At 53.9% G+C, this 25,662-nt stretch carries 21 protein-coding genes; 4 read left to right on the forward strand and 17 right to left on the reverse strand.

Translation table 11 applies throughout. From position 1 onward, the window contains the following. Positions 1-268: 268 nt before the first annotated feature. Entirely contained in the window at positions 269-3,934 is a 3,666-nt protein-coding gene (locus KNP74_RS02075; RefSeq protein ID WP_214763236.1) for a S8 family serine peptidase, read from the forward strand. 87 nt (positions 3,935-4,021) lie between these two features. Here KNP74_RS02075 and KNP74_RS02080 read toward each other — a convergent pair whose 3' ends face one another. From KNP74_RS02080 to hrcA, 6 genes are all read right to left on the reverse strand, one after another. Next, the gene (locus KNP74_RS02080; protein ID WP_138859218.1) at positions 4,022-4,768 is read right to left on the reverse strand and encodes a 16S rRNA (uracil(1498)-N(3))-methyltransferase; all 747 of its coding nucleotides are present in this window, start codon (positions 4,766-4,768) and stop codon (positions 4,022-4,024) included. A gap of 3 nt (positions 4,769-4,771) precedes the next feature. Continuing rightward, on the reverse strand, positions 4,772-5,710 hold the full coding sequence (prmA, locus tag KNP74_RS02085; RefSeq protein ID WP_034778137.1) for a 50S ribosomal protein L11 methyltransferase: 939 nt from the start codon (positions 5,708-5,710) through the stop codon (positions 4,772-4,774). A gap of 17 nt (positions 5,711-5,727) precedes the next feature. Continuing rightward, entirely contained in the window at positions 5,728-6,834 is a 1,107-nt protein-coding gene (dnaJ, locus tag KNP74_RS02090; protein ID WP_214763237.1) for a molecular chaperone DnaJ, read from the reverse strand. A 109-nt stretch (positions 6,835-6,943) separates the two neighbouring features. Continuing rightward, positions 6,944-8,767: a molecular chaperone DnaK gene (gene dnaK / locus KNP74_RS02095; RefSeq protein WP_138859216.1), complete on the reverse strand. Its 1,824-nt coding sequence runs from the start codon at positions 8,765-8,767 to the stop codon at positions 6,944-6,946. A 29-nt stretch (positions 8,768-8,796) separates the two neighbouring features. Beyond that, positions 8,797-9,369 (reverse strand): nucleotide exchange factor GrpE, encoded by a 573-nt coding sequence (grpE, locus tag KNP74_RS02100; protein ID WP_034778140.1) that lies wholly within the window; start codon positions 9,367-9,369, stop codon positions 8,797-8,799. A gap of 17 nt (positions 9,370-9,386) precedes the next feature. Beyond that, entirely contained in the window at positions 9,387-10,409 is a 1,023-nt protein-coding gene (gene hrcA / locus KNP74_RS02105) for a heat-inducible transcriptional repressor HrcA (RefSeq protein WP_034778141.1), read from the reverse strand. A gap of 191 nt (positions 10,410-10,600) precedes the next feature. Here hrcA and KNP74_RS02110 point away from each other — a divergent pair, with 191 nt between their 5' ends. Then, positions 10,601-11,206, forward strand: coding sequence for a DUF1054 domain-containing protein (locus KNP74_RS02110; protein WP_034778142.1), 606 nt, complete (start codon positions 10,601-10,603; stop codon positions 11,204-11,206). 41 nt (positions 11,207-11,247) lie between these two features. Here the strand turns inward: KNP74_RS02110 and hemW are convergent, their stop codons facing one another. From hemW to lepA, 5 genes are all read right to left on the reverse strand, one after another. Next, positions 11,248-12,417, reverse strand: a complete 1,170-nt coding sequence (hemW, locus tag KNP74_RS02115) for a radical SAM family heme chaperone HemW (protein WP_214712720.1) — start codon at positions 12,415-12,417, stop codon at positions 11,248-11,250. Positions 12,418-12,482: 65 nt separating this feature from the next. Further along, the gene (locus tag KNP74_RS02120) at positions 12,483-13,667 is read right to left on the reverse strand and encodes a DUF1015 family protein (protein WP_214763238.1); all 1,185 of its coding nucleotides are present in this window, start codon (positions 13,665-13,667) and stop codon (positions 12,483-12,485) included. Between the two features lie 12 nt (positions 13,668-13,679). Further along, the gene (locus KNP74_RS02125) at positions 13,680-14,843 is read right to left on the reverse strand and encodes a 3-phosphoglycerate dehydrogenase family protein (RefSeq protein WP_214763239.1); all 1,164 of its coding nucleotides are present in this window, start codon (positions 14,841-14,843) and stop codon (positions 13,680-13,682) included. Next, positions 14,821-15,894 carry a 3-phosphoserine/phosphohydroxythreonine transaminase gene (serC, locus tag KNP74_RS02130; protein ID WP_214763240.1) on the reverse strand — a complete coding sequence of 358 codons (1,074 nt, stop codon included), beginning with the start codon at positions 15,892-15,894 and terminating at the stop codon, positions 14,821-14,823. Before serC ends, KNP74_RS02125 begins: the two co-directional genes overlap by 23 nt. 108 nt (positions 15,895-16,002) lie before the next feature. Continuing rightward, positions 16,003-17,826, reverse strand: a complete 1,824-nt coding sequence (lepA, locus tag KNP74_RS02135) for a translation elongation factor 4 (RefSeq protein WP_214763241.1) — start codon at positions 17,824-17,826, stop codon at positions 16,003-16,005. 219 nt (positions 17,827-18,045) lie between these two features. Between lepA and rpsT the strand changes: the two genes are divergently transcribed. After that, positions 18,046-18,306, forward strand: coding sequence for a 30S ribosomal protein S20 (rpsT, locus tag KNP74_RS02140; RefSeq protein ID WP_034778152.1), 261 nt, complete (start codon positions 18,046-18,048; stop codon positions 18,304-18,306). 30 nt (positions 18,307-18,336) lie between these two features. On the opposite strand, the gene KNP74_RS02145 is transcribed toward rpsT, so the two are convergent. Further along, positions 18,337-18,771, reverse strand: coding sequence for a GNAT family N-acetyltransferase (locus tag KNP74_RS02145; RefSeq protein WP_034778154.1), 435 nt, complete (start codon positions 18,769-18,771; stop codon positions 18,337-18,339). Positions 18,772-18,780: 9 nt separating this feature from the next. Next, positions 18,781-19,791, reverse strand: a complete 1,011-nt coding sequence (gene holA, locus KNP74_RS02150; protein ID WP_371816315.1) for a DNA polymerase III subunit delta — start codon at positions 19,789-19,791, stop codon at positions 18,781-18,783. 90 nt (positions 19,792-19,881) lie between these two features. On the opposite strand from holA, the gene KNP74_RS02155 reads away from it, so the two are divergent. Beyond that, positions 19,882-20,046 carry a YqzM family protein gene (locus KNP74_RS02155; RefSeq protein ID WP_016508105.1) on the forward strand — a complete coding sequence of 55 codons (165 nt, stop codon included), beginning with the start codon at positions 19,882-19,884 and terminating at the stop codon, positions 20,044-20,046. Between the two features lie 49 nt (positions 20,047-20,095). On the opposite strand, the gene KNP74_RS02160 is transcribed toward KNP74_RS02155, so the two are convergent. The 4 genes from KNP74_RS02160 to KNP74_RS02175 all read right to left on the reverse strand — a co-directional run bounded on the left by KNP74_RS02160 (position 20,096) and on the right by KNP74_RS02175 (position 25,575). Further along, on the reverse strand, positions 20,096-22,237 hold the full coding sequence (locus KNP74_RS02160) for a ComEC/Rec2 family competence protein (protein WP_214763243.1): 2,142 nt from the start codon (positions 22,235-22,237) through the stop codon (positions 20,096-20,098). A gap of 1 nt (position 22,238) precedes the next feature. Then, positions 22,239-22,808, reverse strand: a complete 570-nt coding sequence (locus KNP74_RS02165; RefSeq protein ID WP_034778163.1) for a helix-hairpin-helix domain-containing protein — start codon at positions 22,806-22,808, stop codon at positions 22,239-22,241. Positions 22,809-22,963: 155 nt separating this feature from the next. Continuing rightward, entirely contained in the window at positions 22,964-24,607 is a 1,644-nt protein-coding gene (locus KNP74_RS02170) for a methyl-accepting chemotaxis protein (RefSeq protein ID WP_214763244.1), read from the reverse strand. Continuing rightward, positions 24,604-25,575: a BMP family lipoprotein gene (locus KNP74_RS02175; RefSeq protein ID WP_034778167.1), complete on the reverse strand. Its 972-nt coding sequence runs from the start codon at positions 25,573-25,575 to the stop codon at positions 24,604-24,606. The genes KNP74_RS02170 and KNP74_RS02175 overlap by 4 nt, the downstream gene beginning before the upstream one ends. Positions 25,576-25,662: the final 87 nt, after the last annotated feature.

The raw sequence follows: 25,662 nt of genomic DNA on the forward strand, positions 1-25,662 counted from the left end.
CAGACTGTATCAACTTACGCTAGAAATCTCAAGTAAATTGTTCATTTTGTTTTAGAGACTTCATTTTTTTGAGAATTGGAGGCCTACACTGGAAAAAGACCTATATGCCAATTTGAGCACATAGGTCCAAAGTAATTGTCAGAATCTTTTAATTTGTTCAAATTCATTACCCTTCCGTTTAAAAAACAGGAGGATTTTTAGATTTAAATCCGCTATCATTTTCCACAAATGGATTTATTTTTTCAAAAAACGATTGGAGGATACTAAATTGCCACAACCAAAATTTTATTTGAACGTCTCCCTCGCGACATGTCTCGCGTTGACCCCTGGCCTGCTCGGTCTCGGTGCCGAACCGGTCTTGGCCAAACCGTCCGTCAAACAAAGCGTGAACACGACGGACAAACACGAGAAGTTACGTGTCGTCGTCGAACTCGTCGGTGCCCCGGCGATCGATCAAGCGAAAAAGAAAGGCAAGAAATTCAATGAATTGACGAAGACCGAGAAAGATGGCGCCCAAAAGGTCGTCAAAGCCGAACAAAAGAAAGCAAAAGCGGCCATCTCGAAAAAAGGCGTTAAAGCCGTGACGCTTGAAGAGTTCACGACCGTCTTCAACGGGTTCAGTACGATGCTCACAGCGACCGACGTCAAAAAAGTCGAGGCGTTACCTGAAGTTGCGCACGTCCACGTCGTCAATGAGTACGAACGTCCAGAAGTCAAACCGGATATGGTCACGAGCAACGGCATGGTCCAATCGCAACAGACGTGGGGCGACTATGGCTTCACGGGCGAAGGCACGATCGTCGCCGTCATCGATACAGGCGTCGACGCCGACCATCGCGACTTCCGTCTTACGGATGATTCGAAGGCTGAGTTATCGCAAACCGAAGTCGAGACGGCCGTCAGCACGTTCGGCATGCCTGGAGCTTACATAAACGAGAAAGTCCCATACGCTTATAACTATTATGATGAGAACGATGACATCCGTGACGATTCGCCTGGCGCCTCGATGCACGGCATGCACGTCTCCGGTACCGTCGCCGCCAACGGTGATGAAGCCGCGGGTGGATTGAAAGGTGTCGCTCCTGAGGCACAAGTGCTCGGGCTCAAAGTATTCAGTAACGACCCAAACTATGCTTCGACATACGGCGATATCTACATTAAAGCCATCGATGACGCCATCAAACTCGGGGCGGACGTCATCAACATGAGTCTCGGATCAACGGCCGGATTCGTCGACGCCGACTCACCGGAACAACAAGCCGTCCAACGTGCCGTCGACAACGGTGTCTTCATGTCCATTTCAGCAGGGAACTCGGCCTACTTCGGGAACGGTTATGACCTTCCATACGCCAACAACCCGGACACGGGCGTCGTCGGTGCCCCGAGTGTCAGCTCGGCATCAACATCCGTCGCTTCGCTCGAGAACGATCAAATCCAATTGGACGCGTTCTCCATCAAGTCAGGCGACAACACCGATAAAATCGGTTGGAAAAAACAAGACGGTCCCGCCTTTACACAAGGAGACTATGAACTCGTTTACGTCGGCGACGGGCAACCGAGCCAGTACGTCGGAAAAGATGTCAAAGGGAAAATCGTCCTCGCCGTCCGTGACGGCAGTTACTTCTATTCGAACATTCAGCAGACGGCCGAAGCGAACGGCGCGGCCGGTGTCATCGTCCGCGGTGCTGTCGGTCACGGCGACTACGTGAGCATGGCCTTGTCAAACCCGCAAGTCCCGATGGCCTCGCTCAGCATCAAGGACGGAAACGCCTTGCAACAACGTCTCCTTGCGGGCGAACAGATGACAATTGGCTTTGCCGGCGATCGACTCAGCGTCGTCAACGGTGCGGCCGGTCAGCTCTCGAACTTCACATCATGGGGCATGACGCCAAACCTTGACTTCAAACCAGAGATCTCGGCACCAGGCGGACAGATCTTCTCGACGTTGAACGATAACCAGTACGGCTTGATGAGCGGTACATCGATGGCTGCACCACACGTTGCCGGTGGAGCCGCCCTCGTCCTCGAACGCGTTGACCGCGACTTCAACTTGACAGGCACGGCACGTGTCACGATGGCGAAGAACTTGCTTATCAACACGTCAAAAGCTGTCACGGATATCGGACCGCTCAACAAACAGTTGCAACAAAACCTCCCTTACACGCCGCGTCGTGGTGGAGCTGGTCTCATGCAATTGCATGCTGCCGTTTCGACACCAGCGATCGCGTACGAAAAGAAAACGAAAGAAGCAAAAGTCGCGCTCAAGGAATTGAACCGCAGCAAAGCCACGTTCACACTCGTCGTCGAGAACTTGTCGGATAAGGCCGTGTCGTATAACGTGTCTTCGTCACTCCAGACCGACCTCGCCATCGAGCAGACGGCCGGACTCGTTCAGAACGCGATGGAAGCACAAGCACTCGAGAATGCAAAAGTAACGGTGAATGGCAAAAAAGTTCGCACGGTCAAAGTGAGACCAAATCAAAAAGTTGAATTGAAAATCGCGCTCGACGTCTCGAAAGCGAAAGTGCTCAATCCGAAAACGCTCGACGGCCTCGTACCGGCGAAAGACGTCTTCGAGAACGGTTACTTCGTCGATGGATTCGTCCGCTTGACGGACGTCAACGGTCCTGAGGGCAACCCGTCACTCGTCGTACCGTTCGTCGGTTTCGAAGGAGACTGGGGCAAGGCACCTATCTTCGATGCCTCCATCTATGAAGACGGCTCGTTCTATGAAGTATCAGGCATGGTCGACCAGACAGGAAACTATCTCGGATCGAACCTCGACAAGTCTGTCGATGCCGACGCAATCGCCTTCTCCCCAGACAAAGATGGCTCAAAGGATGTCGCTGTACCGGTGTTCTCGTTGCTCCGTAACGCCAAGGATGTCAAGTACCGCATCGTCGACGAGTCAGGGAACGTCGTCCGGACGCTGTTCCAAGACGAAGAACTTCGTAAGAACTACTTTGACGGTGGTGCCAACACGCCTTACTACTACTCGGCCGCTTACACGTGGGATGGTCAGTTGAACGGCAAGCCAGCCCCTGCCGGCAAGTACTTCTACGAAATCGAAGGAAGCATCGACTACATGAAGAAACAAGCCCAGACGCTTCGCTTCCCGGTCAAAGTCGATTACACGGACCCGACGTTCACGACGAAATGGCAAGGGGACAGCTTGGCGGTCCAAGCGAAAGATGAGTTCTCAGGCATCCATTCGGTCGAATATTTCTTGAACGGGAAATCCGTCGCCAAACAGGCTGACGACAAAGCGGCATACACGTTCGCAGGCGTCAGTGACGCTGATCAAGTCAGCGTTCGCGTCGTCGATCACGCCGGCAACAGCACGACGAAGACGGTCGCCTACTCGACAGACGCCGATAAGCCGGGCGTGTTCGTGAACGCCCCGCTCGCATTGACGCCATACGCGACATCGGACATCCCGGTATCTGGAACGATTCAAGATGCATCTGCGATCCAATCGTTCCAAGTTGACGGCGTTGACGTGCCACTCACATGGGATGATGCGAAGAAAGAACACGTCTTCAACACGACCCGCAGTTTCGTGGACGGCGTCCATAAATTACGTTTCGTCGCCGAAGACGCGGCCGGCAACGTGACCAACTTCCAACGTGCGATTTTCGTGGACACGACACCAGCCGTCATCGAAATCGGGAAACTGCCGAAGAAAATCGGTAAAAAACAATCGACGGTCAACGTCGACGTGACCGTGAAAGACAACTTTGATGAAGTGAAGCTTCTCGTCAACGGTGACTTGAAATTCAGCCAGACGCTGAAGGCTCCGTATGAGATGCGTTCGTTCACTAAAACCGAGCGAATCGCGTTACCTGTGACATCAGGTGAGAACACGTTCACGTTCGAGGCGACTGACCTCGCCGGAAACGTGACGACGAAGACGATCACACTCGTCAAAAAATAAGTGGAAGGGTTCGCCTCTTGGATGCGAGCCCTTTATCTTTCCACAAAAGATGGCTCTCGCATATGCGAGAGCCATCTTTGTGGTGTATCAATTCAATTCAAGGGCGTAGGAAATAGCTGAGAGCGCATAGAGCGGAGCCGTTTCCGAACGCAATATACGCGGACCGAACGCACAAGGTACGGCACCCGCCTCGATCCAACCGGCCACTTCCGCTTCATCGAAGCCGCCTTCTGGACCAACGAGAAGCAGGAGCTTCGAGCCCGGTCGAGCGGATGTCAACACCGTCGCAAACGCGGAACCCTCTCCGTGTTTGGCCACCTCTTCGTACGCGAGAACGACCGCATCATATGCATTGAAACGAGCCGTTAGCTCTTTTGGGGTGAGATAAGCACATGTCGGGACGACGGCGCGGTACGACTGTTCGGCCGCCTCCTGCATGATTTTTTGGAGCCGTTCCAGCTTTTTCGGCACCTTCTTGGCGTCCCATTTGGCGACCGAGCGCTTCGACTCGAACACCAACAGATGATGCATACCGAGCTCGGTCCCTTTTTGGGCAACGAGTTCGACTTTATCCCCTTTCGGGAGCGCGTAGGCGAGCGTCACGTCAACCGGCAGTTCGGTCGTCGCTTCCCGCTTCTCGACGACGCGTGCCGTACCGGACTTCTTATCGAGCGTCACCACTTCGGCCACGTATTCAAATCCGGTCCCGTCCAAGAGCACGAGTTGATACCCAGGACCTCCCCGAAGCACTGTGCCGATGTGATGCACGACGTCGGCCGGCAATTCGACGAGATCGCTTCCAAACGCTTCACGTTGTAAAAAGTATCGTTGCATGGCTTACCCTTTCTTCGCGATGATGGCGACCCAATCTTCCATGACACGCGTCTCTTCAATCGTGAATCCAGCCGCTTCGAGCGCAGCTGTCACTTCGGCCCGCTTCTGACCGATGATTCCAGACGTGATGAAGTAACCGCCTGATTTGACGCGCGCATAAGCATCATCGATGAAGAGCATGATGACGTCGGCCAAAATGTTGGCGACGACGAGATCGTACTCGCCCGTCATCCCTTTCAGCAGATCTCCCGTCTTCACGTCGACGACGTCTTGGGCATCATTCGTCTCGACGTTTTGACGCGCCGATTCGACGGCGACCGCATCCAAATCAAGCGCCTCGACACGTTCGGCGCCAAGCTTCGCCGCGGCGATGGCGAGTACACCGGATCCGGTTCCGACATCGATCAAGCGGTCACCCGGCTCAATATAATTCTCGATTGCTTGAATACACAGCATCGTCGTCGGATGTGTCCCGGTGCCAAACGCCATGCCCGGGTCAAGCAAGATGACGTTCTCTTCAGGTTGCGGCTCATAATCTTCCCAGAGCGGGACGATCGTGAGATGTTGCGAGATTTTGACGGGCTTGTAGTATTGCTTCCACGAATGGGCCCAGTCCTCTTCGTCCATCTCGACGACCGTCACTTCGCCGGTGCCGATGTCGAGCATATGACGCAACCCGTCCACTTCTTTTTTGAACGCGGCGAGGGTGTCTTGGAAATCACCCGACGCCGGGACGTACGCTTTCACGTAGACGCCGGACGTCGGATACGATTCGCGTCCGGAAACGTCCCAAATCTCTCCGAAATGGTCTTCGGCCATCATCTGGTCGTAGTCCTCGACGTCCTCGATGACGACCCCTTGTGCCCCCACTTCATGTAATAAGTTCGATACGGCTTCGACTGCCTGCTGTGTCGTGTGGACACAAATTTCAGACCATTTCATCGTTTCACACGCTCCTTTTACTGGCTAAAAAACTTCTTCATTTTTTGGAACAGGCCGTGCTGTTCTTCGACGCCTGCTTCCCCGCTAATCTCTTCGAACTCACGAAGCAGTTCTTTTTGACGGTCGGTCATGTTCGTCGGCGTCATGACGACAATATTGACGTACTGGTCGCCGTTGCCGCCGCCGCGGACGCTCGGCATCCCTTTGCCGCGCAAGCGGAATTTCGACCCGGTCTGTGTTCCGGCTGGTACTTTCAGGCTCACCTTGCCGTGGACGGTTGGCACTTCGAGCTCGGCACCGAGTGCTGCTTGTGCGTATGTGACCGGCATCTCCATCGTGATGTGTTGGTCGACCCGTTCAAAGATCTCGTGGGCCCGGACGCGGACAACGATATATAGGTCACCGGCTGGCCCGCCGTTATAACCTGGGCCACCTTTACCGGAGAGACGGATTTGTTGGCCGTTGTCAATCCCGGCTGGAATCTTGACTTCGACTTGCTTCTGTTTCTTGACGTGGCCAGAACCATGGCACGTTTCACATTTTTCTTTAATCGTCTTCCCGCTGCCGTGACATTGGCTACACGTCCGCTGGTTGACCATCCGCCCGAGAATCGTGTTCTGTTCAACCGTCTCGACGCCGCTACCGCCACAACGGCCACACGTCTCTGGTTTCGTCCCTGGTTTGGCACCGCTGCCCATGCACGTGTCACATTCCACTTCGATCTCGAGGTCGATTGTTTCCGTCTTACCGGTCACGCTCTCCATGAAATCGAGATCGACGACGTATTGATAATCTTCGCCGCGACGTGGAGCGTTCGGATCTTGACGACGTCCGCCGCCACCGAAGAACATGTCAAAGATGTCACCGAAGCCACCTTGGAAGTCGCCACCGCCACCGAACTGGCTGGCCCCTTCAAAACCAAAGCGGTCATACTGGGCCCGTTTCTGCTCGTCTGACAGCACTTCATACGCTTCTCCGAGCTCTTTAAATTTATCGGCCGCATCCGGATCTTGGTTGATGTCTGGGTGATATTGTCGTGCGAGCTTACGATACGCCCGCTTGATGTCTTGTGCCGAGGCCGATTTATCCAGGCCAAGCACTTCATAATAATCTCGTTTCGCCACGTTACTCTCTCCTCTACACTGTCTAAACTAAGATTCTACCGAATCTACCTTAACATGGAAAGAGCCAAAGCAGAAACCTGCTTTGGCGCTCTCCTATCTATCGGTTGCCTTATTTACGATCGTCGAGGTCTTCAAACTCCGCGTCGACGACGTTGTCGTCTTTCGCTTCCGTCTGTGTCTCGGCACCTTCAGCACCTTGCTCTTCAGCCATGTTCGCATATACTTTTTGCGTCAATTCTTGAACGACGTTTGACAATTCGTCTTTCGCCGTACGGATTGCTTCGAGGTCTGTGCCTTCGAGTGCTGACTTGGCTTTTTCTTTCGCCGCTTCAGCACGTTCTTTGTCAGCCGCATCGACTTTGTCGCCAAGGTCTTTGATCGCTTTGTCTGTCGCGAAGACGAGTTGGTCCGTTTCGTTGCGGAGTTCGGCTTCTTCTTTACGCTGTTTGTCCGCTTCTGCGTTCGCTTCCGCTTCTTTTACCATGCGCTCGATTTCAGCCTCATCGATACCTGAAGATGATTGGATCGTGATCGACTGCTCTTTGTTCGTACCGAGGTCTTTCGCCGATACGTGAACGATTCCGTTCGCATCGATGTCGAATTTGACTTCGATTTGCGGCACACCGCGTGGTGCCGGCGGGATGTCCGTCAATTGGAAGCGGCCGAGCGTCTTGTTATCCGGCGCCATCGGGCGTTCCCCTTGGAGGACGTGGATGTCTACGGCCGGCTGGTTGTCAGCTGCCGTCGAGAATACTTGTGATTTCGAAGTCGGGATCGTCGTGTTACGGTCAATCAACTTCGTCATCACGCCACCCATCGTCTCGATACCGAGCGAAAGCGGAGTCACGTCGAGAAGGACGACGTCTTTGACGTCACCAGCGAGGACACCACCTTGGATGGCTGCACCGAGAGCAACAACTTCATCCGGGTTGACACCTTTGAACGGCTCTTTTTTCGTGAAGTCGTGAATTGCTTTTTGGACCGCTGGAATACGTGTCGAACCACCGACGAGGATGATCTTGTCGAGGTCAGATGGTGTGAGCCCAGAGTCTTTCAAAGCACGGCGTGTCGGTTCCATCGTGCGCTCGACGAGGTCGGCTGTCAACTCATCGAATTTCGCACGCGTGAGCGTCGTTTCAAGGTGAAGCGGACCAGCAGCTCCGGCCGTGATGAACGGAAGGCTGATGTGTGCGCTTGTCACGCCTGAAAGGTCTTTCTTCGCTTTTTCAGCTGCGTCTTTTAGACGTTGGAGCGCCATCTTGTCTTGTGCGAGGTCGATGCCATTCTCTTTTTTGAATTCAGCTACGAGGTAGTCGATGACTTTTTGGTCAAAGTCGTCACCACCGAGACGGTTGTCCCCTGCAGTAGCCACAACTTCGAAGACACCATCGCCAAGTTCGAGGATCGACACGTCGAACGTACCGCCACCGAGGTCATAAATCAAGATTGTGTGGTCTTCACCTTTGTCGAGTCCGTAAGCGAGTGCTGCTGCCGTCGGCTCGTTGATGATCCGCTTGACATCAAGTCCAGCGATTTTCCCTGCGTCTTTCGTCGCTTGACGCTCGGCATCGTTGAAGTAGGCAGGAACAGTGATGACCGCTTCTGTTACTGACTCACCGAGGTAGTCTTCTGCATCTTTTTTCAATTTTTGTAAGATAATCGCCGAAATTTCTTGCGGCGTGAACTTCTTGCCATCGACTTCTACTGTATGAGCCGTACCCATGTGACGTTTGATCGACTGGATCGTGTTCGGGTTTGTGATCGCTTGACGTTTCGCGACTTCTCCGACTTGACGCTCTTCCCCTTTGAAGGCGACGACAGATGGTGTCGTACGGTTCCCTTCCGCGTTCGAGATGACGACTGCTTCGCCACCTTCCATCACTGCTACACATGAGTTCGTTGTACCTAAGTCAATTCCGATAATTTTACCCATTGTCTATTCCTCCATCTAATTAAGTAATGTTATTCTGAGACTTTTACCATGCTCGGACGAATGACGCGCCCGTGCATCGTGTATCCTTTTTGAAGCTCCATCGTCACGATCCCTGATTCGAACTCATCGCTCGGCTCTTGCATGACCGCTTGATGATAGTTCGGGTCAAACGGTTGTCCGACCGCTTCGATCGCTTCGACGTTCTCACCGTTCAAGACGTCGAGCAACTGGCGGTGAATCATGTCGACACCGGCTTGAATCTGCTTGGCGTCGTCCGAATTCGCTTCAACTTGGAGCGCACGCTCAAAGTTGTCGATGAGCGGAATCAATTTCTCGACGACCGTCTGCGATGCGAATTTGACGCGTTTCGCGTTCTCTTCGTTCGTCCGGCGTCGGAAGTTGTCAAAATCCGCACGGATGCGGAGCTCGCTCGCCTTGAGCGCGTCGATTTCTTTTTGTAAATCCGTCCCCTCAGAAGTTTCTTCCACAAACTCAACATTTGAAACCTCTTCAGCTTCGACTGTTTCCGTCTGTTTCGGATCAAAATCTTTTTCTTCGAGCACTTCTTCTGGCTCTGGCCCATTCTGTTTGTCAGTTGTCATAATGAGGCTCCTTTCCATCACTCTTCTAATTTCGTTCGCCTGAGCGCCTCGATGATTTGTCCCATCATCTGAACCCCGTGTCGATAATCCATCCGGGTCGGTCCGATCATCGCGATCGTCCCGAACGTCTGACCGTCGAGCGTATAGTCGGACGTGATGACGCTACAATTTTGAAGCGCGACGATGCCATTCTCGCTTCCAATGCTCACATAAATCTCGCGGTTTGGCAACGATTCGAGCCAGTCGGTCAACCGCTCCTGCTCGTCGATCCATTCAAGGAACGGACGCAACGTATCAAGTGTCTGGAACTCAGGTTGGTTGAAGATGTTCTTCTTCCCGCCTAAGTAGAGCGAAGCAGGATGTTGGACGCCGACGGTCGATTGAATGAGTTGCATCATGAACTCGAATTGTTCCTGATGCGCGAGTCGAAGCTTGGACACTTCTTCTCCGATCCGGAACTTCAGCTGACCGAGTGGAGTTCCTTTCAGACGATCGTTCAAGAAGCGGATCGTCTGTTCGACCAGGTCCGGCGCCATCGGAGAGTCGAATACGACCGTCCGATGTTCGACGTGGCCTTGGTCGGTCACGATCAAGACGACGCCACGCCTTTCGTCGAGCGGCATCAAATCGATTCGGGCCAGCCGATTCATCTGGCTGTTCGGACCGAGCGCCACCGTCGTATAATTGGTCAGGTCAGAGAGTAGGTCGGCGGCTTGACGGATGAGCACTTCCGACTCTTGGGCCGAGGCACGTAGCCGTTCGCCAAGGCGATACGTCTCCCGCTCGTCGATGATTTTCGTCTCGACGAGATGGTCGACATAATACCGATAGCCGACTTCGGACGGGATGCGTCCGGCCGACGTATGCGGCTTTTCAATCAGACCCATATCTTCTAAATCAGCCATGTCGTTCCGAATCGTCGCCGAACTGAATGACAAGTCATCCCGCTTCGATAACGTCCGCGAACCGACTGGTTGGGCCGTTTGAATATAATCATCAATGATGGCTCGTAAAATGAGCAATTGTCTCTCTGTCAGCACAACGTCACTCCTCTCTGAAGGATTGGCCTCGCTTTATTAGCACTCATATTTACTGAGTGCTAATTACACTTCAAATATTATCATGTTCTCCATATTTGTCAATTCATTCGCATCATTTTTTCCAGTCCCATAGAGCCTTCCGGTATGCATGTTTCTTCAAGTTTCGGTATGATACGAATTGAGGTGATTAGATGTTTACAACACAACAATTTAACGTATTCACGCAAGACGGACTCGATGCCCGCATGGCAGGCATCCGCTCTGAGATTCAACCGCTGTTCCATCGTATCTATGAAGAGGTCGGTCCCCAACTCGAGGCCGATGTCGGTGTACCACTTTACTTGCATGTCGCCAAACATGCCCGTCGGACGGTCAATCCACCGAAAGACACGTGGATGGCGATCGGCCATGACAAACGCGGCTATAAGAAGCATCCCCATTTCCAAGTCGGATTATTCGACGACCGGGTCTTCATCTGGCTCGCGTTCATCTATGAGATGCCGAACAAAGAAGCGATCGGCCGTCGACTCATGACGATCGACTTCAAATCAGAGTTCCCGGACTTCCATATCGCCGGGGATCATATGAAAAAAGACGCGTTCTTAGTCGAGGAGTCGTCAGCTGAATCGATCGAGGCGATCACAGAACGGTTCGCGACGGTGAAGAAAGCGGACTTCTTGATCGGTCGTCAACTTCCGGCCGATGCGTCGATTCTACAAAACGAAGCCGCGTTCCTAGCACTCGTCGAGGATACGTTCAGCCGGCTCATGCCGATTTACCGCGATCTTGTCTTATAACCAAAACAAGGGCGAACCCAATCCGGGTTCGCCCTTGTTTGTTATGACATCGATGTCTGTTCCGGTGAGTCGCTCATCCGTGCCTCGCCGATGAAGGCAGCGAACGCCTCGTTGGCGAGCGGGAGCCCAGATTCGGTCAAGCGGACGTGTGTGTCCGTCGTCTCGATCAACCGTTTTGCCTCGAGTTCCGACAAGACATGCCCGAATACCGAACGCATCGACACACCATACTTCGACTCGAACGTCGCAAACGACACGCCTTGACGCATCCGGAGTCCGAGGAACAGTTCCTCTTCCATCTTCTCGACCGTCTCGAGCATCGTCGTATTGCGAACCGGCAGCCCTTCCGCCTTGATATAGTGCGGAATCGGCGCGATGTTCGCTCGACGCTCCCCGTTCAAATAACTGTGCGCCCCGGCCCCGAAGCCATAATACTCTTCGTTGCGCCAGTACACTTGGTTATGACGGCTCTCCCGTCCTTTGAGGCTATAGTTCGAGATCTCATACTGTTTCAAGCCTCGACGTTCGAGCGTCTCCATCACTTTCAAGTACATCTCGACTTCGATGTCCTCGCCCGGGAGGCGCAACTTCCCTTTCCGCTCTTGAATCGCGAACACGGTGTGCGGCTCGAGAATCAACGAATAGGAAGACACGTGTTGGATTGGGAGCTTGAACGCCAAATCGAGGTCGCGTTCGATCTGTTCGAGCGTCTGTTCCGGCAAGCCGAACATCAAGTCGATCGAGATGTTATCGAATCGCTTCGCCGCTTCCGTCACGGTCGCGAACACGTCATCGGCCCGGTGTGTCCGTCCGATTCGTTCGAGTCCACCGTCATCGAACGTCTGGACGCCGAAACTGACGCGGTTGACCCCTCCTTGTTTCATCGTATCGAGCTTCTCGGCGCTCACGAAGTTCGGATTTGCCTCGACAGAGTATTCGAGGTCCGGCGACGCGAGCGGGAGCAAGTGACGCGCGACCATGTCCATGAGTCGTTTCATCTGCGCCTCATTGAGGGCGGTCGGTGTCCCGCCGCCGATAAAAATCGTCTCAATCGTATCGGTCGGGTATTGTTCGAGCGAGAGTTTGATTTCTCGTTCTAATGCATCTAAATAGTCATCAACCGGTTGGTTCTTCAAGAACACCTTGTTGAAATCACAGTAATAACAAATATGTTCACAAAATGGAATGTGAAGATATACGGCTTTAGCCATGGCGGCCACCCCTTTCTTCTCTTCCATTTATAACGCTTTTCACGCCGTGACGCCACTCTGCACGTTCAATCGAACCGATGAATGAACAGACCGCTCTTTAATTTCGGTTCGAACCACGTCGATTTCGGCGGCATTTGACCGCTCTCGTCGGCGACGCGCATCAGCTCTTCCATCGCCGTGGCGTGACACGTCAACACGACGACGTCATCACGTTCAGCCAAGTCGGCGAGGCGCGTCGGGGCATCTTTGCCGCCGATGAAATCGATTCGTTTGTCCGTCCGTACGTCTTTGACATGGAAATACGGCTCGAGCACATCCCGTTGCAACGTCGCGACGTCGAGCGCCGTCGTCGTCTGCCGTTTTTTGAGCATGAAATGCTCGCCCCGGTAAGACAAACCGAACGTGCCCCGCTCGTTCGGGACGTGTAAGGCAGGCACCGATTCAATCTCATACGAGAAAGCTAAACCGTCAAGCAACGCTCTGACTTCTTCTGGCGCCACATCGTTCAAAATGCGATGATACGGCAAAATCGTCAGCTCATCGCTCGGGAAAAGGACACCGAGGAAGTGGTCCCGCTCTTGCTTTGATTCCGCTTCATGGATCGGATGACGAGCGACGACAGCTGCGGCTTTGGCCCGGTGATGTCCATCGGCGATATAGAGGGCTGGGATACTTGCCCCGAGCATGATGACGCGTGCTTGATGCTTGGATGGCACGGCATAGCCTTCATGGATGACACCTTCACTGTCCGTGAAGGCGAACAACGCCTCTCCTGTCGTCGCGTCGTCCAAGATACGACGCAATCCTTCGTCCGGGACGTGACTCATCAAGATCGGGCCGGTGTGCGCTTTCGTCGCCGATACGTGTTCGACCCGTTCGCGCTCTTTCACCTCACGTGTGTGCTCGTGGATTTTGATTCTCCCCGTCTCATAATCGGTCACCGAGAACGTGGCGACGAGTCCGGTCTGCACATGTCCATGGTCGGTGAGCCGGTAGACGTAAAACCCATGTGTCCGCTCGGTCAATTCTGATTCATAGAGCCGTTCGAGCTCATGACGGGCTCTGCGTCCCCAGGCGTCGAGCGGCATGTCCGCCGTGAACAGTTCTGGTTTATCGACCGAAAGAAAAGAATCAGGACGCTGTTCGACGTCTTCACGCGCCTGTTCGACAGTGACGATATCGTACGGGGCGGCAGCGACCGCCTCGGGGTGTTTCGGCATATACGGGGCAAACGGTTTAAATACGACCATGGTCATTCCTCCTTAAAATTCGCGGACGCGCATGACACCCTCGATGTCATATAGGGCATGCACGGATAACGTCTCATGTTTATGGTTGTCGATGTCAATCAACGTATAGGCCACATCGTTGCGGCTCCGGTTGACCATGTTATCGATGTTGATGCCGTTTTCGGCGAGCCGGCTCGCGATTTGACCGACCATATTCGGGACGTTCAAATGAAGTACCGCCAAACGCCGCTTGCCGACATACGGGAGCTCCGCGTTCGGGAAGTTGGCCGAGTTACGGATGTTACCGGTCTCTAAGTACAGTTTGAGCGTATCGACGGCTTGAATCGCACAGTTCACCTCAGACTCGTGCGTCGACGCCCCGAGATGCGGGAAGGCGACGACTTGTGGATGACCGAGCAGCGCCTGTTTCGGGAAGTCGGTGATGTACGTCGCCACGTTCTCATCGAGCGCCTCGAGCAAATCGGAATCGTTCACGAGCTCACCGCGGGCAAAATTCAAGATGGTGGCGCCCGGTTTCATCTGTTTGAACCACGTCGCGTCGATCATGTGACGCGTGTCATCGGTGAGCGGCATATGAATCGACAGGATGTCGACATCGGCGAGCAATTCGCTCAACTGCTTCGCCCGCTTCACTTGTTGCGAGATGTTCCACGCCGCGTCGACCGATAAATGCGGGTCGTAGCCGACGACGTCGATGCCGAGGTGGAGCAAGTCGTTGGCGAGCGACGCGCCGATCGCACCGAGACCGATGATCCCGACTCGCTTGCCTCTTAGCTCAGACCCGACAAAGCGCCGCTTCTCGTCTTCCATCGCCTGCTCGAGCGACGCCTGATCGGAAAACGTATGATCATTGACCCAGTTCGCCCCTTCTAAAATCGGTCGGACCGACAACAGCATGCTGGCGAGCACGAGTTCCTTGACGGCGTTCGCATTCGCGCCCGGTGTATGGAACACGACGACGCCTTGACGAGCCAACCGTTCGAGCGGAATGTTGTTCACACCGGCACCGGCCCGGGCGATGGCCAGCAAATAGGGCGGGATGTCCGCCTGATGGACGTCATGACTCCGAATGACCCAGGCGTCGGCTTGCTCCGCATCATTGACGGCGTACTCGCTCGGTTCGAAGCGTCTTAGCCCGTCTTGGGCGATTTGGTTATACGTTTTTATATGAAACATCTTGTACCTCCTGTTCAAACTCGTGCATCACGTCAATGAGACGCGTCACACCTTCAAGTGGCATCGCATTATAAAGGCTCGCTCGAAGACCCCCGACCGACCGATGACCCCCGAGCTCGATCAACCCGCGCATCTCCGCGAACTGCCGGAACGCTTCATCCGTCGCGTCATTTCCGCTCGTGAACGGGATATTCGTCAGCGACCGTTCCTTGCCGGAGACGAGCGCGCGAAATACCGGTGACGTATCCAAAGCGTCATATAACAGCTTGCTCTTCTTTTCGTTGCGACGTTCCATCTCGTCGACGCCCCCTTCGGACTCGACCCAGGCGAGAACCCGCTCAGCGACATATAAACTGAACGTCGACGGGGTGTTAAGTAGCGTGTCGACATGCTTGCTGTAAGCCAGATACGACGGCAAATCGCGCTCGGTGACCAAGTCACGACGGATGACGACAATCGTCAATCCGGCCGGACCGATATTTTTTTGGGCACCGGCGTACAAGAGACCATAGCGCTGTACATCGATCGCTTCCGCTAAAATGTTCGACGAGATGTCGGCGACGAGCGGGACGTTCGTATCCGGCAACGTCGTGTAGCGCGTCCCTTCGATCGTATTGTTCAACGTCACGTGAAGATAATCCACATCCTGAATATGTTCCGGCCACTCCGGGATTGCGTCGTAGTTGGATGACGCTGAACTACCGGCGACGATGACGTCACCGAAGTGTTTTGCGTCATTGATCGCTTTCTTCGACCATGTTCCACTGTCGAGATAGGCGAAGCGACCCGATTCCCGCAGGTTCATCGGCACCATTGAAAATTGAAGCGTCGCCCCACCTTGAAGGAACAGGACGGCGTAATCGTCTGGAATCTGCATCAATCGCCGCAGTCTCGTCTCGAGCTGCTCGACGATCGTCGCGAACGTGTCGGAGCGGTGACTCATCTCGACGATGGACACCCCTTGTTTATAGGAAAGAAACTCGGCTTGCACTTCTCGTAAGACAGGTTCTGGCAATACGCCCGGCCCTGCTGAAAAATTATATATCGACACCGCCACTCCTCCTCTATTTATCTGTAAGTGGGTACTATTCCGTACCTGGCCCACCGAATCCTGCCAAATACGAAAAAAACGCCCTCATCCGTAGATAAGGGCGAACGATTATTCTTCGTCCATCGACAAGACGGACATGAACGCTTCTTGCGGCACTTCGACAGAACCAACCATCTTCATGCGCTTTTTACCTTCTTTTTGTTTCTCGAGCAATTTACGTTTCCGTGAGATATCGCCGCCGTAACATTTGGCGAGGACGTTTTTACGGAGCGCCTTGATCGTCGAACGGGCCACGATCTTCGTTCCGACCGCTGCCTGAATCGGCACCTCGAACTGCATACGCGGAATGAGCGCCTTCAATTTCTCAACGATGACCTTCCCACGTTCGTAGGCGAAATCGCGGTGCACGATGAAGCTGAGCGCATCGACAAGTTCGTTGTTGAGGAGGATATCCATCTTGACGAGGCGTGACGGGCGGTAACCAATCAAGTCGTAGTCAAGCGACGCATATCCTTTCGTGCTCGACTTCAACTGGTCGAAGAAGTCATAGACGATTTCACTGAGCGGGATGTCATACGTGATTTTGACACGCGTCGTATCGATATACTGCATGTCGATGAAACTGCCGCGCTTCTTCTGACAAAGTTCCATGATGGCACCGACATAGTCGTTCGGTGTCATGATGGCCGCTTTGACGTACGGCTCTTCAATCGACTCGACTTTTTGTTGTTCCGGCATTTTCGACGGGTTATCGACATGGATGACGTCGCCGGCCGTCGTTGTGACGTGATAAATAACCGATGGCGCTGTCGTGATCAAGTCGATCCCGAACTCACGCTCGATTCGCTCTTGGATGATTTCCATGTGGAGCATGCCGAGGAATCCGCTGCGGAAGCCGAAACCAAGTGCTTGCGACGTCTCCGGCTCGAATTCGAGCGCCGCATCCGATAACTGAAGCCGTTCGAGCGCTTCGCGTAAATCGTTATATTTGGCAGCATCGATCGGATACAGACCACAGTACACCATCGGGTTCATTTTCCGGTAGCCCGGGAGCTGTTCCGTCGATGGATTTTTAGCGAGCGTGATCGTATCACCGACGCGGACGTCGCCGACCGTCTTGATTGACGCCGATAACGTACCGACATCGCCGACGTTCAGTTCCTTCACCGAGACCGGTTTCGGTGTCGAGACGCCGAGATCCGTCACGTCGAACGATTTACCGGTCGACATCATTTGGACTTTGTCCCCAACTTTGACCGAACCGTTGACGATTCGGATCGAGGCGACGACGCCACGATAGGCGTCATAATACGAGTCGAAGATAAGTGCTTGGAGCGGTGCCGACGGGTCACCGGTCGGTGGTGGAACGAGTTCGACAACTTGCTCGAGAATCTCTTCAATCCCGATTCCCGCCTTGGCAGAAGCTGGCACAGCATCACTTGCGTCGAGCCCGATTACATCTTCGATCTCTTGACGGACACGTTCGACATCGGCCGACGGCAAATCAATTTTGTTGATGACCGGGATGATTTCAAGGTCGTTATCAAGCGCGAGATAAACGTTCGCGAGTGTCTGAGCTTCAATCCCTTGAGCCGCATCGACAACAAGGACCGCCCCTTCACAGGCTGCGAGCGAGCGTGACACTTCATATGTGAAGTCGACGTGTCCCGGTGTATCGATCAAATGAAGGATATACTCTTCACCGTCTTTTGCGGTATAGTTCAATTTAACGGCGTTCAATTTGATTGTGATCCCACGTTCCCGTTCGAGATCCATCGCATCAAGCGTCTGTTCTTTCATTTCACGCGCTGTGAGCGCACCAGTTCTCTCGAGAATCCGGTCAGCGAGTGTCGACTTCCCATGGTCGATGTGGGCGATGATGGAAAAGTTACGAATCTTCTTTTGACGATTCTCTAATTCTTGTTTGTTCATATATGGGTTCACCTATCCTTCTCATGCATACCGTGTCATTATATCAAAATCCTAAGTTAATGTGTACGACCTACTACAACAATACCACATATAGTTTTCAGAATAATCATCAAGTGGTTGCTTTTCGAATAACCGTTTGCTACAATTGTGCTTGTTCTGTTGAATGATTACTTGAAGTAATGAGAACATACACTTTCTTGTTTCAGGAGGTGAAATAACATGGCAAATATCAAATCAGCAATCAAACGTGCAAAAACTTCTGAAAAGCGTCGCGTAGCGAACTCGCAAGAGAAAGCAGCAATGCGTACAGCAGTAAAACGTGTTGATACTCTCGTTGTAGAAGGTAACAAAGAAGCGGCTCAAGAAGCTTTCGTCCTCGCTACGAAGAAAATCGACAAGGCTGCAGCAAAAGGTCTAATCCACCAAAACAAAGCAGGTCGTGACAAATCACGTCTCGCAGCTCGCATCGCAGCTCTCTAATTAGAGACTAAAACGAAACAGCCGCCTCCATTAGGAGCCGGCTGTTTTTTCGTACTTCATCACATAATGGGGTCCAATCCCTGGAATGTCGAACGCGTCACCGACCGTCACCAATCCGTTCCGTTCATAGAACCGGACGGCGATCGCTCGAGCGTTGCACCACCACGAATCACTGACCGCTTCATGCAACGCCTGTAAAAAGGACGAGCCAATTCCTTGGCCAGCAAATGCCGGGTCCGTTGCCATCCCTCTGAGCTGATACGGCACCGTCTGACCGTCGAAGTCACGCCCCACTTCCATCACGGTCGCAATCGACACGACACGACCGTCTTCGACCCAGGCATAGTGGCGTGTCGTCTCGGCGTCATCCCCTTCAAAATAACATGTCTCGACTGCCTGTCCCGGCCGTAACACTTCATGCCGGAGCGGAATCACGTCCACGAGTCTCACTTCCTGTAATCCCATGTCTTCACCTCACAGTAACGTTAATTGGCAGACGAGTGTGTCAAAGACGATTTGCTTGTCGCCCCGTCCCGTCTTCATCGCCTCGTCCGCATCGGCAATCATCGTCAGCGCCCGGGCGAGCTGGGCCTCTGAGAAATTCCGGCTCGCTTGTGAGGCGAGTTTTACCGTATATGGATGCGCCCCGATTTTCGAGGCGATCTGCTTCTCGCCATAACCTTTCTCGGTCAACTGTTTGGCCAGATACATATTCCGGTACTGCCGGGCGAGGAGCGACAACAGACCGATCAATTCCTGCCCCTGTTTCTCCAAGTCCCGTACAAGCCGAAGCGCAGCATCCGCACGTCGGGCCACTAAAAACTCGGATAGCTGGAATACGTTATCCTCGAGCGTCCGCGGGACCAAGTCGTTGACGATTTCCATCGGGATGTCGGCGCCTTCACTCGCATAGAGTTGTAATTTCTCAAGCTCGCGCACGAGTTTTCCCCAATCGTCCTGACAGAGGAACAACAGACGCTCGACGGTCGCCCGCTCCATCTTTTGACCACGACGATTCAATTCGTCGCCGACGTAACGCATTAATTCGGATTGGCTCGGTTTTTTCGCTTCGAGGACGATGGCCCGTTCTTTCAGGCGTTTGACAACTTTTTTTCGTTCATCGAGTTTTTCCGCTTCAATGACAAAGACGAGCACAGAGTAAGGCGCCGGTTGTAAGACGTAATCCGTCAAGCGCTCGACGTTTTGTTTCTGCTTTTCTTTCGCCCCCGTCAAAAACTGGGCATGTTTGACGATGACGGTCCGATACTCACTGAAAAAAGGTACCGTCTCCGCTTCATCAAGCGCCGTATCGAGTGACGTCTCGTGCAAGTCGAGCTGCATGACATCAAATTGATCATCAGACGGGTTGGCGGCTTTGATGATCGACCGTTCCCACGTCTCTAGTAAATATTTCTCTGTCCCAAATAGGACATACACGTTCGACAACTTTCCGTTATGCAGCCACGGTTCATTCAAAACACACACCACTTTCACAATTTATTCTTATCTAAACATAGATTATCCTTCACTGATTCGCTATACTTAGGACGGAACCATTTCAAGGAGGGACTCACTATGCATATTAACTCTGTTCGCCCACAAAGCGAAAACCCGTTCGAGAACGACGTGCAGTGCAAACGTAACGATGCCATCGATTCAGCAATCGGCTTCATCGTCCCGTTCGGCTTTTTCTTCACCATCTTCGCGATCGGTGTCCTCATCAAGTTCTTGAGCTTATAAGTCAGTCAGAAAGCGATTGCCCCGGGGGAGCAATCGCTTTTTTAGTTTATCATAGATTTCTTGGAGTGACCCCCCTCGTTACGATCCCGCGACAGCGATTTCGTTCACAGACGACCATCCCGTCCTCGTCCGTCCGCAATAACCGTCTTCCTTCGATTCGCTCTAACGTGTCGGGGTGGGGGTGACCGTAGCGATTGTTCGCCCCGACGCTGACGACAATCCATTCCGGATCGACCCGCTCAATCAACTCACGACTCGAGGATGAGTCCGCCCCGTGATGTCCGAGCTTGAATACATCGACGTCGACGGTCGGGATCATCCCTTCCCGTGTGTCCGGTAAGTCTCCGGTCAATAAATAAGTGAGGTTCCCGACTTTCATGAACAGTGACACCGAGTTCGCATTCTCATCCTCTCCTGACTCGTCCGGGGCGACGACCCACATCCACGGGTACGGCCTGTCCCCGCTCGACAGGAGCCGGACCGGGACTTGATAAGCCGCCAGCTCGGCCAGTAACTCGTCTCGTTTGCCTTGATCCGCTACTTCCGCCGAGAGCCACACCTCATCGACTTCGATGGACGAGAGCAAACCGGACAGTCCGCCGACATGATCATGATCGGCATGGGTAAGCAGCAAGAAATCGAGACGCGTCTCCCCTCGCTTCCATATGTACGGGGCGACGACATCCGCTCCCGGATCATACGTGGACCGTTTCGATTCCTTCGGGTCTTGAAACACTCCGCCGACATCGATGACCCCGGTCACATCGCCATACTCGACGACGATGGCATCGCCCTGCCCGACATCTAGAAACGTGACGCGTGGCTGTTCGGTCCATTCCAACGAGACGTGAAGGAAGAAAAGGGAACTGACGGCCAGCGCCCAGCCCGTCCAGCGCTTCCATTCGAGTAAGATCAACCCACCCCACAGCACGGCAGCGAGCGTTACAGCGTGCCAAAACGTGAACTCGTGCAACGGGAGCCACGGCTGCCAGTCATGGTGCAGTTGGAACGTCCCGTTCAACCCGTCGAGGACCGGATAGAGGAGTGGTTCGGCCGTCGGTACGAGGTACGAGAGCAGTGTGATCGGGATGATGAACCAAGAGATCAACAGCCCGACGAGCACGTTATATACCGGTGCCAACATCGATAGAATTGGTTGCACGGGCCATAGGAAGATGAGACCGAACCATTGCGCATAGATGGCCAATCCGAACGGCCCCTTCCAAATCGACCGGGTCACGAGCAAAAATAGCGTCATCGCGACCGTCAATTGAAACCCTAGATTCCAGAACAGATAAGGTTGCACGGCGAGTAGCATCGCGGCACACCAACTCAGTAACCGAATCGGGTCACGGACACGGTAGCCGAACAGCGACAACCCGAGCAACAGATCGGCGACGAGAACGGCCCGTGCGACCGGTGGCGAAAACCCGGTCAGCCAGCCGAACAGCGTGACCGCGGCGATGATGAGTTGCGTCTTCGTCTCCTGACGAAACGGCAAACCGCGCATCAGCCAACGGAACGCCAAAACGAGGAGCGCGATATGTGACCCGGAGATGACGAGCAGATGAAGCAGACCCGTGACCCGGTAAGAGAACGAGGTGTCCTCATCGAGCAATCGGCTCTCCCCAAACAATAACGCCTCCATGTATAGCGCCACATCTGGTCGATACGTTGCCTCGATTCTCGCGAGCTGCCGTTCTTTCCAGCGGAGCATCCGCCCAGCTATCCCGTCACTCGGACGACACGCCTCGATGGCGACGTCACTCCCTTTGAACGTCAGACCGGCTCCGAGCGCCCACGCCGACTCATTGAATCCGCCCGTATTACGCAGCGGTGCGAACGGGATGTGCGTGAACGTGACGAGGCACGTCTCTCCGGGACGACCGAGTGCGAGGTCACGACCGGTCAACACACCTTCCGTCCCGTCGATTTGTCCATACAGCCGCGCTGATAGTCCGTTGTCCCGCCGGCTATCGATGGCGAACAGATAGGGCCCGGCCTCCGGCAACGGTTCGGCGTCAGGACGTACGAACACGAACAGGACGAGCAGGACGGCGCCGATATGCGCATAGACGGATTGACCGCGACAGGTGAACGCGATGGCGACAGACAACAGGAGGCAGAGGGCGACCGACCCGTACATCCCGGCAATGAATAGGCTGATCGGCAATAGTGGATACAGCGGCATGTCACGGGACCAATAAATAGCCTTCCATGCTTTCTAACGTCTTCTCTCCGAATCCTTTGACGTTGCCAATCTCTTCGTATGACTTGAACGGCCCATGTTGTTTCAAATGATTGAGAATCGCCTCGGCTTTGGCCGGGCCGATGCCCGGTACGGTCATCAGTTCGTCCTTCGTCGCACTGTTGACATGGACCCCGTTCGTCCCCCCGCTCGCTTCTTCAGCGGCCGGCACAACGACCGTCTCTCCTTTTTTCGGGACGCTCACTTTCGTCCCATCGACGAGCAGTTGGGCCAAGTTCAATTGCTCAGGGTCGGCCTCATCCGTCAAGACAGCGAGTGACAACACGTCACCGACACGCGCCCCTTGTGGCATCGTATACATGTCCGGTGCCTCGACCGCCCCTGTCACATAGACGACGATTTCGGTCGGGACGCTCGGCTCGACTTCCGGTTCGGGTGTCGCAACGAACTGTTCGACCATCGGCGTCTCCGGTTCTTTCGAATAAAACATATAGCCCACCCCGATAAACAGTCCAATCAGCAGCACGACGACATATCGTTTCCACTTCTCCATACGTCCCCTCCTCGAGCGAGTCTTTTCTATAGTATGAAGAAACGTTGTCATCTGTGCCGAGGCCGAACTCGTCGTTTTCCACGCGCCTATCGGACGAAGGCATCCGCTTCCCGTACATAACAAGACGACAAAAAAGAGACAAGCCGAAACTTGTCTCAGTGCTCTTCAAAATGTTGGACTTGGTTCGCGAGTGCCGCGGCTTGCCCTTCTAGCTCTTGCATCAAAGCGAAAATCTGATCGAAGCTCGCTTGCTGCTCTTTCATCGAGGCTGCGACTTCTTCGTTCCCCGCCGCAAGTTCCTCGGTTACGCCGCTCACTTCTTCAACCCGTTTCAAGACGTTCGTCACTTCCGAACTCGACGCGACCATCTCGCGTTCAATCGTACTGACAAACGAGGCGACGTGGTCCGTGCGGTCATGGATTCGGTTGAACGCCTGCTTCGTCATTCCGAACGCCTCGAGCTGTGCCGTCTGTTCCCGACTCGACTCTTCGACCATGTCCGTCAAGCGGACGACCTCGTCCCGGATCGTCTGGACGACACCAAAGATAGAACGTGTCGCCACGTTGCTCTCCTCGGCCAATTTCTTCACTTCGCTGGCGACGACTGCAAAACCTCGTCCTGCCTCCCCTGCCCGTGCAGCCTCGATGGCCGCATTCAAGGCGAGCAAGTTCGTCTGGGCGGCGACATCTTCCACGAGCTTCGCCATTTTTTCGATTTCTTCTGTTTTCCGGGCGAAATCATCCATCCGGTTGACGAGCGATGCGTTACGTTCGCTCGAACGTGCTAAAATCGCTTCCTGGTCCGTCAACGTCTCGATGCCGGCTGCGACTTCGCGTGTCATCTCAGACGTCTGTTCGGTCGTCTGCTTCGTCTGGTTCAAACTTGTCTCGAACGAGGTCGCCATGATGCCGACCGATTCAAGTGTCTCTTGCAGTTCGGTCGCAATCGACTGGGCCCCGTTCGCCATCTCATCGACCGCATTCGTGATGTTCGATGTCGTACTGACCACGGCCTCGTTCTCAGCAGCCGCCGTCTCTGTCATATCGTTCACTTTCATCGACGTGACACGGATGGAACCGATGACCGTCTGGAGCGACATCGTCATTTCCCGCATCGCTCGTTCTAAGCGTCCGATTTCATCACGTCGCGTCGAATCCGGCAGCGTGATCAATCGTCCGGCCGCGATTGCTTCCGCCGCCTCGACATTGCGTTCGAGCGGGTGGGTGATCGAGCGGGCGAAGAAGAAGTTGTATACACTGAGTGCGACGATGACAAAGACCGTCAACAATATGGACACGAGCAGGAGACGTTTTGTCTCACTCGCCGCCTCGGCTTGTAACGCCTCGTAGAATGTTCCATTTTTCAAGAGGAGCGTATTCACATCGTTCAATACCCCTTCAAGCTTCGCCGCTTGAATCCGGGCGGCGATTCCGCCGGCCTCGGCCGCCTCGACCTCGGCTCCGATTCGCTCATACTTCATCGTCGCACGTTCGAGGTGGTTCGCAAATTCAGGAATAAGATATGTCTGTTTCAATGTCGTAAACGTCTCCGTGTTTGTCGTCCGAATCCGCTCGAGCTGCGTGAGCGTCGATTGGCTCATCTGCTCACCGAGCGAGGTCCACAGGGACTGCTCCTGCAAGAGCGACGTCTCGAGTTGGGACAACTCAATCATCTGGGTGCCGTACTGCTCGTTATAAGTTTGCAGACGATTCAACGTCGACAAGACATAACTCATCATCAAGACAATCAATAAGACCGTGAACACGGTCGAAAAGATGAACCGTTTCCGTAAGCTCATTTCAGCGTCCCCTCCATCAACTGTTTCTGAAACGCCTCGAACCGTTTTGTCTCGTCGTCATCCCATTGGACACGACGAAGAGCGGCCAAACCGACACCGCCTTGATCGATCCCGAGTTCGACGTGAGCGTTGAACGCCTTCGCTTCGACCCGATCCGCGATTTCGACGATGGCCAAATCGACTTGTTTCAACATCGACGTGATGACCGCGTCCGGTGCGATCATCGATTGGTCGCTATCGACGCCAATCGCTTTCACGCCGTTCCGTTCCGCTGCTTCTAAGACACCGACCCCTGTCAGTCCTGCAGCGGCGTACAGCACGTCTGCTCCGGCTTCAATCTGTTTCTCTGCCAACTTACGTCCGATTTCAGGCGAGGCAAAATCGTTGGCGTAATCGACGAGCATCGTTACGTCTTCATTCACGCCTTTTGCACCGAGCTCGAAGCCGGTCCCGAATTTTTGAATCAGCTCGTTGTCGACACCCCCGATGAAACCGATTTTATTCGATTCCGTCTCGAGCCCCGCGACTGCCCCGGCGAGTGCACTGCCTTCCGTCTCTTGGAACGTCACCGAGATGACGTTAGGTAACGTCGATACGGCATCAATCAACGCGAACTGTTGCTCTGGATGTTCGGCCGCCACCGCTTCAAGATCCGTCTGACATGCGAAACCAAGACCGATGATAACATCATGTCCGTCCGCGACGAGCTGTTCGAACCCCGCTTTATATGTCTCCGTCTCGGCAAGCTCGCGATAGTCGACGAACCATTTCCCTGTCTCCCGGAGTTGCCCCATGCCGCGCATCGCCGCGTCGCTGAACGATTGGTCCCCGAGACCAACATCGGACAAGACGACGCCCATCGATTGACGTGTTTCCACGGTTTGTTCCGGTTGGTCGATGACAGACTGACAACCGGGCAACCAAGTCACACATGCGGCCAACAAGCCGATGATGAGTGATTTCTTCATAATAGCTACTTCCTCTCTCTAATGGTCTGACATCTCCCTTATCGTCAGAAACTGATCGAGTTTGAAGTCTTTCCTATCAAATTTAGA

Origin of the sequence: Exiguobacterium sp. s141, assembly GCF_018618085.1 — a bacterium.
GTDB lineage: Bacteria > Bacillota > Bacilli > Exiguobacteriales > Exiguobacteriaceae > Exiguobacterium > Exiguobacterium mexicanum_A.

Coding starts and splice junctions, on each gene's coding strand:
- KNP74_RS02080 (WP_138859218.1), bottom strand. CDS start 4,768: ATGCAACGATACTTTTTACAACGTGAAGCGTTTGGAAGCGATCTCGTC.
- prmA (WP_034778137.1), bottom strand. CDS start 5,710: ATGAAATGGTCTGAAATTTGTGTCCACACGACACAGCAGGCAGTCGAA.
- dnaK (WP_138859216.1), bottom strand. CDS start 8,767: ATGGGTAAAATTATCGGAATTGACTTAGGTACAACGAACTCATGTGTA.
- grpE (WP_034778140.1), bottom strand. CDS start 9,369: ATGACAACTGACAAACAGAATGGGCCAGAGCCAGAAGAAGTGCTCGAA.
- KNP74_RS02110 (WP_034778142.1), top strand. CDS start 10,601: ATGTTTACAACACAACAATTTAACGTATTCACGCAAGACGGACTCGAT.
- hemW (WP_214712720.1), bottom strand. CDS start 12,417: ATGGCTAAAGCCGTATATCTTCACATTCCATTTTGTGAACATATTTGT.
- KNP74_RS02120 (WP_214763238.1), bottom strand. CDS start 13,667: ATGGTCGTATTTAAACCGTTTGCCCCGTATATGCCGAAACACCCCGAG.
- KNP74_RS02125 (WP_214763239.1), bottom strand. CDS start 14,843: ATGTTTCATATAAAAACGTATAACCAAATCGCCCAAGACGGGCTAAGA.
- lepA (WP_214763241.1), bottom strand. CDS start 17,826: ATGAACAAACAAGAATTAGAGAATCGTCAAAAGAAGATTCGTAACTTT.
- rpsT (WP_034778152.1), top strand. CDS start 18,046: ATGGCAAATATCAAATCAGCAATCAAACGTGCAAAAACTTCTGAAAAG.
- KNP74_RS02145 (WP_034778154.1), bottom strand. CDS start 18,771: ATGGGATTACAGGAAGTGAGACTCGTGGACGTGATTCCGCTCCGGCAT.
- KNP74_RS02155 (WP_016508105.1), top strand. CDS start 19,882: ATGCATATTAACTCTGTTCGCCCACAAAGCGAAAACCCGTTCGAGAAC.
- KNP74_RS02160 (WP_214763243.1), bottom strand. CDS start 22,237: ATGCCGCTGTATCCACTATTGCCGATCAGCCTATTCATTGCCGGGATG.
- KNP74_RS02165 (WP_034778163.1), bottom strand. CDS start 22,808: ATGGAGAAGTGGAAACGATATGTCGTCGTGCTGCTGATTGGACTGTTT.
- KNP74_RS02170 (WP_214763244.1), bottom strand. CDS start 24,607: ATGAGCTTACGGAAACGGTTCATCTTTTCGACCGTGTTCACGGTCTTA.
- KNP74_RS02175 (WP_034778167.1), bottom strand. CDS start 25,575: ATGAAGAAATCACTCATCATCGGCTTGTTGGCCGCATGTGTGACTTGG.